Here is a 14,490-nt window from a genome sequence, read left to right on the forward strand (position 1 = left end):
CCCAGTCACTGGGGGACTGCATGTATTTGAACGACATCCTGCGCACCGCGCGAAGCTACTCGCCCAGCGTGCCCTTCTTTGAAACCGCCCTTCTGCTGCTGCTGGCGTTCGCCGCCGGCGCCTAGTCCGCCGCCTCTTTCAGCGCCGGCCGGATCTGGCTGTCCATCACCCTTTGGGTGATGGGCCCGGCGAAGCGAAGGACGATCTGCCCGTCGCCGTCGATGACATAGGTCTCGGGCACGCCGTAGAGCCCCCAGTCGAGCGCCGTGCGCCCGTTCACGTCCGCCGCGACTGCGACATACGGGTTGCCCAGTTCGTCCAGGAAAGACAGCGCGTTGTCGGGGTTGTCTTTGTAGTTAATGCCGTAGATCGGCACCCCCTCCTCGGCCAGCACCTCGAGGTTCGGGTGCTCGACCCGGCAGGGCGCGCACCAGCTGGCCCAGAAGTTCACCAACTTCACGCCCGGCGCGTCCAGTGCCTCGTCGCCGAAGGCCGGCAGATCGCCCAGCGGCGTCAGCTCCAGCGACGGCGCAGGCTTGCCGGCGATGGCCGAGGGCAGCGCGTCGGGGTCGTCGCGCTGCATGCCGATCCAGAAGGTCGCGGCGAGCCCGGCGAACAGCACCGGCGGCAGGATCATGAGCGGAGAGATCTTAGCCACGGCGCCGCGCCTCCGCCGCCTCGAGCTGGCGCTTGACCTTCCGGCCCCGCGCGATCGACAGCCACACGATGCCACCCAGCAGCGCCAGAGACACGCCATAGGCCGTCAGCACCTCGGCCGCGTACTTCCCAAGGTCGGGCATCACGCCATCCTTTCACGCAGGCGCAGGGCGTGCAGCCGCCGCGCCCGGATTTCCGTGCGGGTGCGCTGAAGCACCAGCGCGATGAACAGAAGAACGAACCCGCCGATGGCGACCAGCAGCGGGAGATAGAAGACGTCGGCCACGTTCTCCTCGGCGTCCAGCGACAGCGATGCGCCCTGGTGCAGGCCCTGGTTCCAGAAGTTCACCGCGTAGCGGCTGAGCACCGCGAAGACCGAGCCCACGAGGCACAGCACGCTGGTCAGATCGGCGGCGGTGTCCGGATCCTCGATCGCGGACCACAGCGCCATGTAGCCCAGGTAGAACAGGAACAGGATCAGGAATGACGTCAGCCGCGGGTCCCAGGCCCACCAGGTGCCCCACATCGGCTGGCCCCAGACCGCCCCCGTGACCAGCGCGATCAGCGTCATCGTCACGCCCACCGGAGCGGCCGCCTTGGCCGCCAGGGCGCTGACGTGATGCCGCCGGATCAGCCAGATCAGCGAGGCGGCGAGCATCATGAACCACGCGTTGATCGCGATCAGCGCCGCGGGCACGTGGAGGTAAATGATCTTGACCGTCGAGCCCTGACGGTAATCGTCGGGCGTGAAGAAGAACCCCCAGACCAGCCCCACGGCCAACGCCACGGCGGCCAGCCACGAAAGGGCCGGCACCAGCCGCTCGGTTGTGGCCATGAACTTGGCCGGGTTGGCGTATCTCCAGATCGACATGGTCCCGATTTATCCGCGCCCGCGCCCCGCAACAAGGCGACACTTTCGCCGCAGCGACCCCGGTTTTACGTCGAAAAGCCGGACGTGCGATCTTTCGTCGAAAGATCGCTAGCGAAGGTTCACGCGCAGTGCCGCGGCGGCCGCGAAGGGCAGCACCGCCAGCGTGCCGGCGGTGATCCCGGCCAGCATCAGGAGCGGCGTCTCGACGCTCAGCCCCTCGGCGCCGCGGCGCACGGCCTCGGCCCCGAAGATAAGCGTCGGGACATAGAGCGGCAACACCAGCAGAGACAGCAGAAGCCCGCCGCGCTTGAGCCCCACCGTCAGCGCCGCGCCGAACGCGCCGATCACGCTGAGCGCCGGGGTGCCGAGCGCCAGCGACACGACCAGCCACACGTAGCCCGGCCCTGACAGGTTCAGCAGAAGCCCGAAGAGCGGCGCCGCGACCACCAGCGGCAGCCCGGTGGTCAGCCAATGCGCCAGCGCCTTGGCCGCGACCACCCCTTCAAGCGGCACCGGCGCGGTGGCCAGCAGGTCGAGCGACCCGTCCTCCCAGTCCAGCGCGAACATCCGGTCGAGCGACAGAAGACACGCCAGCAGCGCGCCCACCCACAGGATGCCCGGCGCGATGCGGGTCAGCACAGCACCCTCGGGGCCCACGCCGAACGGGACCAGCACCGTGACGATCAGGAAGAAGGCGAGGCCCAGGCCGAAGCCGCCCCCCGCCCGCACGGCAAGCCGCACGTCGCGCAGCACCAGCCGGATCACAGGAATGCCTCGTCGAACGCGCCGGCTTCGCGCTGTTTTGCGCGAAATCCGCCGATATCGAGCACGCGTGCATCGAGCCCTAGATCGATATGCGTCGCGATGATTGCAGCGCCGCCTTTTTTCAGATGCGCCCGGACCGCGTCGGCGAACAGCGCGACCGACGCGGTGTCGAGCGACACGGTCGGCTCGTCCAGCGCCCAGACGGGCCGACCGGTGACCAGCAGGCGCGCCAGCCCCAGCCGCCGCTTCTGCCCGGCCGACAGGTTCTGCGCCGCCCGCTCGCGCAGGTCCTCCAGGTCGAAGGCCGCAAGCGCCGTGGCGATGTCGCGCGTGCCATAGACGCCGGCCCAGAACGACAGGTTCTCTTCCACCGTCAGCGTCGCCTTCAGCCCGTCGGCGTGCGCGCCATAGGCCAGCGCCTCGGCCGGCATCGACACCTCGCCCGCCAGCGGCGGCTGAAGCCCCGCCAGCGTGCGCAGAAGCGTCGTCTTGCCCGATCCGTTGGGCCCCCGCAGCACCAGCGCCTCGCCGGAGGACAGCGTGAAGCTCACGCCCTCCAGCACCGGCACCCCGCCCCGCGCGCAGGCCAGATCCCTCACCCTCAGTTCCATGGATGTCCGCTTAGACCATTGATCGCGCGGCGGGAAGTGTCAGACGGGCAGCAGCGCCACGCCGACGCGGCGGCCTTCGCTCAGCAGCACGTTATAGGTGCGGCAGGCGGCGGGCGAGGCCATGCTCTCGACCCCCAGCCCCGCCTCCTCGAGCGTCTCGCGCAGGGTGCGGGGGACGTGGGCGACCTCGGCCCCGGTGCCGATGAACAGCACGTCGATGCTATCCACGGCCGCCATCAGCGTGGCGTGGTCGTCGTAGCCGCCCCAGTCCTTCACCCCCTCGGGCAGGACCGCGACCGCCCCCTCGACGACCTGCCCGCCGACGCGGAAGAAGCCGGGGCCGTAGCCGTCGATGGGCTGCGCGTCGGTAAAGGTGACCTCGTTCATGCGCATGGGAGTACCTCAGTCGAGAAGCGGCAGGCCCGACAGGGCCGACGCCGCGATGATCGTGTAGGCGACGGCGCGGTACGCCGTGGCCCGCTCGGGCCGAAACAGTGCCGCACCCGCGATGTTGGCCAGAGTGTAGGGCAGGATCAGCAGAAGTCCCAGCCCCAGCGCCGACCACGCCAGCCCGCCCGTCGCGCCCAGGAGCGCCAGCAACAGCGCGTCCGTGAGCACGAGGTAGAGAAGCGTGTTCGCCCGGATCGCCGCCGGCGGCAGGGGGCTGGCCATGTAAAGCAGGATGACCGGCGGCCCCGGCAGGCCCGCCGCGCCGCCCAGGAAGCCGCCCAGCCCGCCGGTGCCGAAGATCAGCGGCGGCGACATCGGACCGCGATACCGCAGCCCCGCCACCAGCGCCGCCAGTAGTCCCAGCGCCAGCAGCGACACGGCATAGCGGAACAGCTCGGGCGGGGCGACGTACAGAACCCAGACGCCCATCGGCAGCGCCACCAGCATCCCCGCCCCCAGCCGCGCCACATCGGCCGGGTGGCCGTCGCGCAGGGCGCGCGGCACGTTCGGCAAGGGGCCCACGAGGTCCATGATCACCAGCGCCGTGATCGCCTGAACCGGGCTCAGCACCTGCGTGGCGACCGGCAGGAACACCATGCCGGTCCCGAAACCGGAAAAGCCGCGGACGATCCCCGCAAGGATCGCCGCGGCCACCAGCCATGTCAGGCCGGGCGCGGCCAGAAGCTCGCCCGGCAGGCCCAATTCAGGCGTCGATGTTGGCGAACTGGTTGCCCTGGTTCGCGTCGGGCTTCGACCAGTCGCGCTTCACGCCCAGCCACAGCACGACGTTCTTGGCCACATAGACCGACGAATACGTGCCGACCACGACGCCCCAGGTGATCGCGAAGACAAAGCCCCGGATCACGTCGCCGCCTAGAATCAGCAGGGCGATCAGCGCGATCAGGGTGGTGCCCGAGGTCATGACCGTCCGGCTGAGCGTCTCGTTCACCGACAGGTTCATCACGTCCTGAAGCGCACGCTGCTTGTACTTGATCAGGTTCTCGCGCAGCCGGTCGAAGATCACGACGGTGTCGTTGATCGAATAACCGATGATCGTCAGGATCGCTGCGATGGTCGCCAGGTCGAACCGGATCTGGAGAAGCGAGAACAGGCCGATCGTCAGCACCACGTCGTGAAACAGCGCCACGACCGCCCCGACCGAGAACTGCCACTCGAAGCGCAGCCAGATGTAGAACAGGATCGCCGCGAGCGAGGCCGCCACCGCGATGAACGCCGTCTGGATCAGTTCGCCCGACACCTTGGGCCCGACGGATTCCACCGACGGGAAGGTGATCGACGGGTCGACCTGCTGCAGCGCCGTCTCGACCTCGGCGATGGTCTCGGCGGTGACGCTCTCCTGCCCCTCCTGGGCCTGGATGCGGACCATCGCGACGTTCTGATCCTCGTCGAACGAGGGATCGAAGATCTCGGTGATCGTCACGTCGCCCAGGCCCAGCGGCGCGATGGCGTCGCGATAGGCGCCGACATCCACCGCCTCGGTCGACTGGGTGCGGATCGTGGTGCCGCCCCGGAAGTCGATGCCGAAGTTCAGGCCCATCACGGCCCACACCACCAGCGACAGGACCATCAGCACCATCGACACCCCGAAGGTCGAGCGCCGGTACTTGAAGAAGTCGATGTCGGTGGTCTCGGGAACGAGTCTCAGACGCATGTCAGACCTCGATTGTCTTGGGGCGGCGACGCTCGAACCACGTCACGATGATCAGGCGCGTCACGAAGATCGCGGTGAACACCGACGTGATGATCCCGAGGCCGAGCGTGACGGCGAAGCCGCGCACCGGGCCGGAGCCCAGCATGAACAGGATGGTGGCGATGATGAACGTGGTGATGTTGGCGTCCACGATGGCCGAAAGCGCCCGGTCGTACCCAAGCTCGATCGCCCGCGCGGGGCCGCGCGCCGTCTTCATCTCTTCCCGGATACGCTCGAACACCAGCACGTTCGCGTCCACCGCCATGCCGATGGTCAGCACGATGCCCGCGATGCCCGGCAGCGTCAGCGTCGCCCCGATCATCGACAGAAGGCCGAACAGGAGCCCCACGTTGATGAGCAGCGCGATGTTGGCGAAGATGCCGAACAGCCCGTAGCTCAGGCCCATGAAGACCAGCACGGCCGTGAACGCGACGATCGCCGCGATCTCGCCCGCCTCGATGCTGTCCTGCCCCAGCTCGGGGCCGATGGTCCGCTCTTCCAGGAACGTCATCTCGGCCGGCAGCGCACCCGCGCGCAGAAGCACGGCAAGCTGCGTCGATTCCTCGACCGAGAAGTTGCCGGTGATGATGCCCGAGCCGCCGGGAATGTGATCGCGGATCACGGGGGCCGAGATCACCTCTTCGTCCAGCACGATGGCGAAGGGCGAGCCGATGTTCTCGGCCGTGTAGTCGCCGAACTTGCGCGCGCCCGAAGGGTTGAAGCGGAAGTTCACCGCCGGCTGGCCGTTCTGGTCGAAGGCCGGCTGCGCGTCGACCAGATCCTCGCCGGTGACGACGGGCGACTCCTCGACAGTGTAGTACGTCCCCTCCTCGGTCATCGACGGCAGCAGCTGAGCGCGCGGCGGCACGTCGGCATCCGCGTCGCCGGTGCGGCCGAGCACCGGGTGGAAAGTCAGCTGCGCGGTGGTGCCGATCAGATCCTTGAGCTCCTGCGCCGAGCCGATGCCGGGCACCTGGATCAGGATGCGGTCAGCGCCCTGGCGCTGGATCGTCGGCTCGCGGGTGCCCGCCTCGTCCACGCGGCGGCGGATGATCTCGAGCGACTGGCGAATGGTGCGGTCGTCGGTGGCCTGCTGCTCGGCTTCCGAGAGCTGGACGATGATTTCGTCCCCCTGGCCCGCCACGACGATGTCGGTCGCGCCGACGCCCGACAGGCTGGTGACGGGGCTTGCCAGCCCGCGCACGACCTCGAGCGCGCGGGCCATCCCCTCGGGTCGCGATACGCGGATGCGAAGCTCGCCCGCGGGCGCGTCCTGCCGGCGGATCGTGCCGACGGTGTCACGCTCGTCGCGCAGGGCGTCGCGGATTTCCGGCCAATAGGCGTCGAGCCGGTCGTCGTAGACGTCCTCGACCTGCACTTCGGCCAGAAGGTGCGCCCCGCCCCGCAGGTCGAGGCCCAGGTTCACCAGCGACGAGGGCAGCCAGTCCGGCCAGGCCCCGGCCGCGGCCTCGCGCTCGGGGGTGGCGCCGGCAGCCTCGATCGCGGCCTCGGCGTCGTTGCTCAGCTCGACCCGCGAATAGAACAGGTTGGGCATCGCATAAAGCAGCCCCAGCGCGACGACGCCCCAGATGACGACCCGCTTCCAGAGAGGGATGTTCAGCATGTGCGGCCTTTACGACTTGGCCGGTTCGGTCTTGTTGAGAACCTGGCTGATGGTGGACTTGACGACGCGGACCTTCACGCCCTCGCTCAGCTCGACCTCGAGCTCGCCGTCCTCCTTGACCTTGCTGACCTTTCCGATCAACCCGCCGGCCGTCACCACCTGGTCGCCCCGGCGCAGCGCCTCGACCATCTTCTGGTGTTCCTTCACCTTTTTCTGCTGCGGGCGGATCAGCAGAAAGTACATAATGGCGAAGATCAGGATGAGAGGAACGAAGCTGGCGAACGCGCCCCCGACCCCGTCGGCCGCTTGCGCGTAGGCAGGCGTAGCAAACATGCGATTGTCCTTCTTTGGCGGGGCAGCAGGCCCCTTCTTGAGTTGGCGCGCACCCTACTTGTGGGGTCGGGGGTTGGCAAGCAAGCCACGGCGCGGTCACGGTGTCGCAAGCCGCCCGCGCCCCGCGCACCGCCGGCCGCGAATTTTCGCCGAAAATTCGGACCCGCAAATCTTCGACGAAGATTTGCGCCGCCCTGCATCCGGGGCCACACTCGCCTTGTTCGCAACGCGTCGGGGCCGCCCGTGATCCGCATCCTCCTCGCCCTTCTCCTGGCCGCCGCGCCTCCTCAGGCTCAGGCTCAGGCTCAGGCTCAGGCTCAGGCTCAGGCTCAGGCTCAGGCTCAGGCTCAGGCTCAGGCTCAGGCTCAGGCTCAGGAGCCGGTGCCCGAGGCCATCGGCCGCATCAACATCGCGGGCTACCGCACCCGGCGGATGTGCACCGGTACGCTGGTCTGGCCCGACCTCGTGCTGACCGCCGCCCATTGCCTGCGCGACCCGCGTTCGGGCCGGGATTTCGATCCGGCGCGCGTCAACTTCGTCGCCGGATGGTCGCAGGGCGATTACGCCGCCCATGCCCGCGGCGTCGAGGTCCTCGCCCCCTCCGGCGCGCCCGCCCTCGCCCGCGACGCGGCGCTCGTCCGCCTGCCCGGCCCGGTCGACATCGCGCCGATCCCGGTCGCGGCGGCGCCCGCCCCCGGCACCGCCGTCACCGTCGTCTCCTATGCCCGCAGCCGACCGCACCTGCCCGCCCGCGCCGACTGCACAGTGATACGCAGGCAAGGTCCGGTTTTCGGGCTCGACTGCCCGGCCGAGCCGGGCCAGTCCGGCGCCCCGGTGCTGGTGCGCGCGGGAGAGGAATGGCGGCTCGCCGGAATCCTCAGCGCCCGCGCGGATGGCACGGCCGGCATTGGCAGCTACGCCGTCGCCCTCGACCCCGCCGCCTTTCGCTGAGCCGTTTGCCACGTGTCAGCCGGACGCAGCCCGATTGACGGCCGTCAATGCCCCGCCCGGGGATCACTCCTAACGTGGCTTTGGTGCCGGTGGCGTACCGGCACGGTTGTACACGGGAGGCACCGAATGAAAGCCAAACTACTCGTCCCGCTCCTCTGCGGACTCGTCGCCCTGCAGTCCGGCGCCTTCGCGCAATCGGACGCCGGGAAAGAACAGCTCGCGCGCTCGCTGGGCGTCGATCCCGCCGACTACACGATGATGGAACTGGGGCAGCTGAAATGCCGCCTGGAGTCGGCCGACAGCGACGCCGAGCGCCGCCGCCTGCTGGAAAGCGTGAAGGGCTACGGCGAAGTCCCGCAGGAGCCGAGCAGCGCGTCGAAGGAACAGCTCGCGCGGCAGGCCGGGGTCGACCCGGACGATTTCACCACGGCGGAACTGGTCTATCTGCTTCACCTGGCCGAGGCCAACGACTGCAGCTTCGCCGACGTGGCGCGTTACGCTCACAGCAGCGAAACGCTTTCCCCGACATCGGCCGCGGTCAAGGCGCAGCTCGCGCAGTCGGTCGGGGTGGAACCCGGCGAATACACTCTGATGGAGCTTGTGAAGATGAAGCTTGGGGAGTCCGGCGAGACCCACGGCGAGTGATCTCTCGCGGCGCGATCCTAGTGATTTCGGGGCCCGGCGGCACGACGGCCGCCGGGCCCGCTCACTCTTGCACCGCGCGCGCCACGTAGTCCGCCAGCGCGCGCAGTCGATCCTCCGGCAATTCCTCGGAAAACGCCGGCATGACGCCTACCCCGTCCCGCAAGGCAAGGTAGACCTGCTGCTCGGTCGGTTCGAGCAGATCGAGGTCCGGGCCCACCGTGCCGGTCGCCTCTGCCGCGTCCAGCGAATGGCAGATGCCGCAGGCTGGCATTGCCCCGCCCTCGAGGAAATACGTCCGCGCCCAGTCATCCTCGGCCGCGGGCGCCGCCGCACACGTGAGCGCAAGAACGCCCGATGCGACGACGCCCGCGGCGCCGCGACGGCTCCCCCTCACCGGCGGCATCACTGAACGGTCACGTCCACGGCGTGGGCGTCCCAGCCGTTGTGGCCGTAGCCGCGGTGGTTCGGCTCGAAGTCCCTCGGCTGCGCCGCACCGCTCGCCGTCGTGGCCCGGCTGGCGATGCGGTGGGTGCCGGGGGCGAGGTCGGCGGCCAGAACGAAGGGCCGCCACGCGAAGCGCCCGAGGTCCGGGCCGACAAAACGCGCCTCCTCCCATGTTTCGCCTCCGTCGGTCGAGACCTCCACGCGGTCCAGGTCCTCGGTGCCGCCGAGCGCGACGCCCCAGATCTGCGTGCGCCCGGTTCCGGCCTCGCGCAGCGGGTGGGTGACCCAGGACTTCACGTTCATCTGGTACATCGACGGCTGGTCCGGCGCGCCGCTCTCGCCCACCGGCCGCACGCGGTAGCCGCTTCGCTGGATGTCCGCCTGCGACTGCGTCTCGTCGAAGGACAACCGCTTGAGGTGCTTGACGTTGTTGACGCCGTAGTAGCCCGGCAGCACCAGCCGCACGGGGCCGCCATGGGCCAGCGGGATCGGCTCTCCGTTCATCTCCCACGCCAAAAGCGCGACCTCCTGCGCCTCAAGCGGGACCGAGCGCTCGACGATCACGGTAAGCGGGTCGAGCCCCTCGGGAATCGGTTCGCCGCCGGTGCCGGTCATGAAGCTCTTGTCGCCGTCGACGCCGCCCATCGCCTCGACCACCGTGCGGACCGGCACGCCGGTCCACGACACGTTGGCGGCCGCGCCCGTGAGCCACTGCGACCCGCTGGTCTCGTGCTCGAAGAAGCCGCGTCCGTTGCCCGAGCACTGCAACACGCAGGCGACCGTTTCAGGACCCAGCGTCCTGAGTTCGGCGAGCGTGATGGGGCGCGGCTGCGCTACGCCCTCGACGTTGACCTCCCACGCCTCGGGGTCCCCCACCTGCTCCTCGGTCAGCGAGGGCAGGTTGTTGCGCACGAAAACGAGGTCGTTCGGCGTGAGCGGCGACAGGCCGATCTCGCCGCGCATCGTCTCGAGCGTCTGGGGCGAGTGCTGGATGAACGCGCCCGGCTCCTTCCACGAGACATAGTCCGGCAGGCCGCTTGCCTCCTGCGCGCGGGCGGCCCGAACGCCGGCGTCGCCCAACGCCGCCGCGCCGGCGGCCCCGGCGGCGCCCACCAGGAAGTGCCGCCGCTTCACCTTCAGTTCGTCCAGCATGCTTCGTCCTCCCTGCGACAAGCGGCACCGGCGGCTCCTCCGACCGCGGTGCGCGAACATCACATCTACGGTACGTCAGCGCCCGCGCGGCGCATTGACGGGCATCAATGAGGTTCCGCCGCAACTACCATGTCGTGGCGGAGGAATGTGCCCGGCGGGCCAGCGCCGATGCGACATCGAGGGGGCTTAACACACGGTGCGTGTTTCCCTATATTCAATAATGGAAATATTATTAGCGATTGATGCTCGCGGCGACACGATTCGCTCGATTTTCCTTATAACCTCCGACTGCTTCGGCCATTTGGGCCGGTCGCCGCCTCCGCGTTTTTCGTTCTTCCATTTCGAGACACTGGAGATTTCGATGCCGCTCAAAACGTATTCGTCCGAGCAACCCGTGGCCGATCCCGAAGACCTCTGTTCGCCGTCACTGCACGACGCCTTGGCGCAACGCGGGCCCGGGATGACCCGGCTTCAGCGCCATCGCGCCGGCGAGACGGTCGCGGCGGTGGCCTGCGACCTCGGCTACGTGGGCAGCGTCGTCAGCGGTATCCTGCGGCTCATCCGGACGACGGACGACGGCCACCGGCAGATCGTCGCGTTCCTCACCCCCTCGGATGTCTTCGGCGGCGCCTTTTCCGAGCACGAGGATTACGCTGTCGAGGCGGTCACCGACGCCACGGTTCGCCAGCTCGACCGCCGGGCGGTGGAAGAGCTTCTGAACCGCCGGCCCTGCCTGGAGCGGCAGTTCATGCAGCGCTCGCTCCGAGCCCTGCACCGGGCGCGGGAACTCGTGTCGCTTCTGGGCTATCGCAGTGTCCGCCAGCGTCTTGCAGGCTTTCTTCTGGCGGAACTGGGCCATCCCCGGGTGACGACGCTGCGCCCCGGCGACGACCTGACGCTCGAGATCCCGCGCCTGGACCTGGCGAACTACCTCGCCACCTCGCCGGAATCGGTCTGCCGGAGCCTGCGCGACCTGGACCGCCACGGCCTGATCACGATCCTGGATCCGGGCCGCTTCGTGATCCGGGATCGCCAGGGCCTCCGCCAGCTCGCGGAGGGCCGGGCCGATCCGGCGACGCGGGGTCACGGGCTTTCCGAATGCAACGGCCATGGCGGCGCCCCCGCGCCCCACGGGGTCCGCCTGTAGCGACGGCCGCTCGGCTCCCGCATCCTTCGATCGGCCGGGGCACGGGGCACGGCTCAGGCCGGTTCGCGCCCTGCTTGAGAGGCTCAAACTGCACGAGCCGGCCTCGACCCGCGTCCCTTCGGGCGGACCGACGACCCGACGCGCTGGCCTCAGGTAGCCGAGAGCGGTGCGACGACGAAGGTGCGCACGCCGTCCCGCTCGATCAGCAGCAGGACGGTGCGGCGGCCGCTGCGGGCGGCGTCGCGCACCGCCGCCGACACGTCGTCGAGATCGGCCACCCCGAAGCGCTGGACCGAGACGATCACGTCGCCCGGCTGCACGTCCACCTCGCCGGGCAGCGTGGCGGGCACGTCGGTCACCACGACACCCTCGGCATCCGGGGGCAGCGCGAAGCGGTCGCGGGTCTTGTCGGTGATCTCGGCCAGCGACAGATCCAGCCCCGGCACCGCGTCCTGCGGCGCGTCGCGCTGCGCCTCCGGTTCGCCGTCGGGCAGCGCCGCGATGACGGCCTCGACCTCCACCGCGCCGTCCCCGCGCCAGATGTCGAGCCGCACAGCCTCGCCCGGCGCCATGTCCGAGACCTGTCGCGACAGGTCCTCCGGCCCCTCCACCGGCGCGTCCCCCACGCCGAGGATCACGTCGCCCGGCGTCAGCCCCGCCGCCTGGGCCGGAGAACCCGGCTGCACCTCGGTGACCAGCGCGCCGCGCGGCTCGGGCAGGCCCAGCGCCGCCGCCACGTCGCCGCCGACGCCCTGGATGCGCACGCCGAGATAGCCGCGCGCCGCCGTGCCCTGCCCCGGGTCCGCGGCCAGCGCGGCGATGATGTCCGCCGGAATGGCGAGCGACGCGCCCGCGGGGGCATCACCGTCGGCCCCGACCATGCCCAGCACCCGGCCCTGCGCGTCGATGAGCGGCGCACCCGCCAGGCCCCCGGGCAGCTCGTCGTCGATCAGAAGGCGCGCGGCGTCCCCCTCGCCGAACCGCGCCGCCACGCGGCCCCCGGCGGCGAGGGTGCCGTAGCTCTCGCTCCGCCCCACGGCCAGGACCTCCGCGCCCAGCACGGGCGTGTCTTCGGCCCAGTCCAGCGACGGAAGGTCCCCGTCGGCCTCGACGCGCAACACCGTCACGCCGCCGTCCCGCGCCACGACCTGCGCGGGCAGCCGGGTGCCGTCGTCCAGCACGATTTCGGGCTCCGCGCCCGACCCGTCCCAAACGGTCGCCACCAATCCGCCGTCGATCACGAAACCCGAGGCGACGGCCGCCCCGCGCCCCATGCGCGGCATACGCGGCTCGCCGCCGAACCGGCGATAGAACTCGTCGATGAACCGCTCGTCCGGCATCCCGTCGAGCCCCGGCATATCGCCGGTCCCCGTGACGGCAACAACCGCGGGCGCGACCCGCTCCACCACCTCCGCCGGCTGCGCCACATCGGCCATCTGCGCCACGGCGGGCGGCGCAGACGCCTGCATCCCCACGAGCGCCACGCCGGCCAAGAGCGCGGCGCCGCTTCTGCGAAACCGATCCAGGTTTGTCATCATCCCTCTCCCGAACTTGCAAACCGCGACTCGCAGGCCGCCCCGGCCGAAGTATGGCGCGACTCACCCGCCGCGCGTTGAGAATGGTCAAGCCTTCACGAAGATTTAACGTCTTCACCCGGCCGCAGTTCGGTCCCCGGCCACGCGCCACTTGCCTGACCCGCCGCGACCCAGCAGGCTCGACAGCGGGAGCCATTTCCGCCCTCGTTCGTTCGCCCCCGAGTGGACGATTTTTCCGGTCGCGGAGCTTATTTCGATGAAAGACCTTTCCCCCCAAGAGGTGCTCGACACCGCGCTGCGCAACGCCGAGGCGCTGTTCGGCGGTGTCACGCTGAAATACGCCGTCGTCATCGGCGTCTTCGTCGGCACCACGCTGGCGCTCGCCTGGATCGCGTGGCGGCTGCACTACGTGAAGCGCAGCGCTCCGGGGCCGATGAACTTCCTGCGGTTCCTGTTCCCGCGCTCGGTCTACCTGCACCGCTCGACCTGGGTGGACATCCAGCTGATCGTGATCAACCAGCTCTTCTCGCCGCTGACGCTGTCGCTGACGGCGCTCGGCACCGGCGTCATCGCCTCGGCCACGAGCGAGGGGCTGGGCCGGATCCTTCCGGGGCACGACCCGTCGTTCTCGTGGGGGCTGTGGTCGCTGCTGCTGTTCACGCTGGCGCTCGCGCTGGTGTCGGACCTTGCGACCTATGTCGTGCACCGGCTCTATCACACGATCCCGGCGCTGTGGGAGATCCACAAGGTCCACCACTCGGCCGAGGTGATGAGCCCGCTGACCATCTTTCGTATCCACCCGCTCTACGACCTTGCGGCGCGGGCGCTCAAGGCGCTGCTGATGGGGCCGCTTCAGGGGCTGGTCTTCTTCGCCTGGGCGGGGCCGGTGGACGCGATGACGGCGTTCGGCGCGAACCTCGTCTTCGCCGTCTTCCACATGTTCGGCGCGGGGCTCAGGCACAGCCATGTCTGGCTGAGCTACGGGCCCTGGCTCGAGCGGGTGTTCATCAGCCCGGCGCAGCACCAGATCCACCACTCTGTCGCGCGCAAGCACTGGGACAAGAACTTCGGCCAGATCTTCGCGCTGTGGGACTGGGTGTTCGGCTCGCTCTACGTCCCGAAGGGATACGAAGAGCTGAAGTTCGGCATCACGGGCGACCCATCGGTGAACTTCTCGGGCGTCGCGGGCGGGCTGGTGCGCCCGGTCGTCAACGGCTGGCTGGTGGCCACCGGCCGGCGGCGCGGTGCACGGCCCACGCGGGCCTGGCGCCGGCGGCAGGAGCGCGAGAACGCGCCGCCGCAATCGCTTCCGGCCGAGGAATAGGCGGCGCGCCGCCGGCATGACCGAGGTCAAGGACCGGTTCTGCCCAGGCCGCCACACTGGCGGCATCGCAAGGGACACGAGGTGCGGGATGGCGGACAAGAGGATCAGGGTCGAGCAGCACGGGGGCCTCGGGCTGCTCTGGATCGCGGGGTGGCTGTTCACGATCGGCTACCTCGACCTGTCGTTCTGGCGCGGGGTGCTGGCGATCGTGCTGTGGCCTTATTTCCTGGGCGCGGACCTGGCCGCGCCCGTGCCCTTACCGGGCTGAGC

General features: G+C 69.6%; 18 protein-coding genes. 5 read left to right on the forward strand and 13 right to left on the reverse strand.

The annotated features are described in order from the left end of the window. Positions 1-121: 121 nt before the first annotated feature. From BM162_RS10520 to yajC, 10 genes are all read right to left on the reverse strand, one after another. Positions 122-637, reverse strand: a complete 516-nt coding sequence (locus tag BM162_RS10520; RefSeq protein WP_093421429.1) for a DsbE family thiol:disulfide interchange protein — start codon at positions 635-637, stop codon at positions 122-124. A gap of 13 nt (positions 638-650) precedes the next feature. Continuing rightward, on the reverse strand, positions 651-803 hold the full coding sequence (gene ccmD, locus BM162_RS10525; protein WP_093421432.1) for a heme exporter protein CcmD: 153 nt from the start codon (positions 801-803) through the stop codon (positions 651-653). Then, positions 800-1,528 (reverse strand): heme ABC transporter permease, encoded by a 729-nt coding sequence (locus BM162_RS10530; protein WP_093421434.1) that lies wholly within the window; start codon positions 1,526-1,528, stop codon positions 800-802. Before BM162_RS10530 ends, ccmD begins: the two co-directional genes overlap by 4 nt. Before the next feature lie 108 nt (positions 1,529-1,636). Next, entirely contained in the window at positions 1,637-2,293 is a 657-nt protein-coding gene (gene ccmB / locus BM162_RS10535; RefSeq protein ID WP_093421437.1) for a heme exporter protein CcmB, read from the reverse strand. After that, a complete protein-coding gene (gene ccmA / locus BM162_RS10540; protein WP_093421440.1) occupies positions 2,290-2,904 on the reverse strand; it encodes a heme ABC exporter ATP-binding protein CcmA in 615 nt (204 codons plus the stop codon). Before ccmA ends, ccmB begins: the two co-directional genes overlap by 4 nt. 39 nt (positions 2,905-2,943) lie before the next feature. Further along, complete coding sequence (locus tag BM162_RS10545; protein ID WP_093421442.1) at positions 2,944-3,297, reverse strand: Mth938-like domain-containing protein; 354 nt, start codon at positions 3,295-3,297, stop codon at positions 2,944-2,946. A gap of 9 nt (positions 3,298-3,306) precedes the next feature. Beyond that, positions 3,307-4,056, reverse strand: a complete 750-nt coding sequence (locus BM162_RS10550; RefSeq protein ID WP_093421445.1) for a sulfite exporter TauE/SafE family protein — start codon at positions 4,054-4,056, stop codon at positions 3,307-3,309. Between the two features lies 1 nt (position 4,057). After that, positions 4,058-5,026, reverse strand: a complete 969-nt coding sequence (gene secF / locus BM162_RS10555) for a protein translocase subunit SecF (RefSeq protein ID WP_093421447.1) — start codon at positions 5,024-5,026, stop codon at positions 4,058-4,060. 1 nt (position 5,027) lies between these two features. Continuing rightward, the gene (gene secD, locus BM162_RS10560) at positions 5,028-6,689 is read right to left on the reverse strand and encodes a protein translocase subunit SecD (RefSeq protein ID WP_093421450.1); all 1,662 of its coding nucleotides are present in this window, start codon (positions 6,687-6,689) and stop codon (positions 5,028-5,030) included. 9 nt (positions 6,690-6,698) lie between these two features. After that, positions 6,699-7,022 carry a preprotein translocase subunit YajC gene (gene yajC / locus BM162_RS10565; protein WP_093421452.1) on the reverse strand — a complete coding sequence of 108 codons (324 nt, stop codon included), beginning with the start codon at positions 7,020-7,022 and terminating at the stop codon, positions 6,699-6,701. 381 nt (positions 7,023-7,403) lie between these two features. Here yajC and BM162_RS10570 point away from each other — a divergent pair, with 381 nt between their 5' ends. Next, on the forward strand, positions 7,404-7,973 hold the full coding sequence (locus BM162_RS10570) for a trypsin-like serine peptidase (protein ID WP_093421455.1): 570 nt from the start codon (positions 7,404-7,406) through the stop codon (positions 7,971-7,973). 126 nt (positions 7,974-8,099) lie between these two features. After that, positions 8,100-8,618 carry a hypothetical protein gene (locus tag BM162_RS10575; RefSeq protein WP_093421457.1) on the forward strand — a complete coding sequence of 173 codons (519 nt, stop codon included), beginning with the start codon at positions 8,100-8,102 and terminating at the stop codon, positions 8,616-8,618. A gap of 61 nt (positions 8,619-8,679) precedes the next feature. On the opposite strand, the gene BM162_RS10580 is transcribed toward BM162_RS10575, so the two are convergent. Continuing rightward, positions 8,680-9,012, reverse strand: coding sequence for a c-type cytochrome (locus BM162_RS10580; RefSeq protein ID WP_177215127.1), 333 nt, complete (start codon positions 9,010-9,012; stop codon positions 8,680-8,682). 8 nt (positions 9,013-9,020) lie between these two features. Then, positions 9,021-10,214: a SorT family sulfite dehydrogenase catalytic subunit gene (gene sorT, locus BM162_RS10585; protein ID WP_093421462.1), complete on the reverse strand. Its 1,194-nt coding sequence runs from the start codon at positions 10,212-10,214 to the stop codon at positions 9,021-9,023. 361 nt (positions 10,215-10,575) lie between these two features. Here sorT and BM162_RS10590 point away from each other — a divergent pair, with 361 nt between their 5' ends. Then, complete coding sequence (locus tag BM162_RS10590; RefSeq protein ID WP_177215128.1) at positions 10,576-11,361, forward strand: Crp/Fnr family transcriptional regulator; 786 nt, start codon at positions 10,576-10,578, stop codon at positions 11,359-11,361. A gap of 149 nt (positions 11,362-11,510) precedes the next feature. Here the strand turns inward: BM162_RS10590 and BM162_RS10595 are convergent, their stop codons facing one another. After that, complete coding sequence (locus BM162_RS10595) at positions 11,511-12,896, reverse strand: PDZ domain-containing protein (RefSeq protein ID WP_177215129.1); 1,386 nt, start codon at positions 12,894-12,896, stop codon at positions 11,511-11,513. A 256-nt stretch (positions 12,897-13,152) separates the two neighbouring features. On the opposite strand from BM162_RS10595, the gene BM162_RS10600 reads away from it, so the two are divergent. Next, positions 13,153-14,220 (forward strand): sterol desaturase family protein, encoded by a 1,068-nt coding sequence (locus BM162_RS10600; RefSeq protein WP_093421470.1) that lies wholly within the window; start codon positions 13,153-13,155, stop codon positions 14,218-14,220. 88 nt (positions 14,221-14,308) lie between these two features. Then, positions 14,309-14,488, forward strand: a complete 180-nt coding sequence (locus BM162_RS10605) for a hypothetical protein (protein WP_093421650.1) — start codon at positions 14,309-14,311, stop codon at positions 14,486-14,488. The last annotated feature ends 2 nt before the right edge of the window (positions 14,489-14,490 follow it).

The sequence above is a fragment of the Tranquillimonas alkanivorans genome (genome assembly GCF_900115595.1).
Lineage (GTDB): Bacteria > Pseudomonadota > Alphaproteobacteria > Rhodobacterales > Rhodobacteraceae > Tranquillimonas > Tranquillimonas alkanivorans.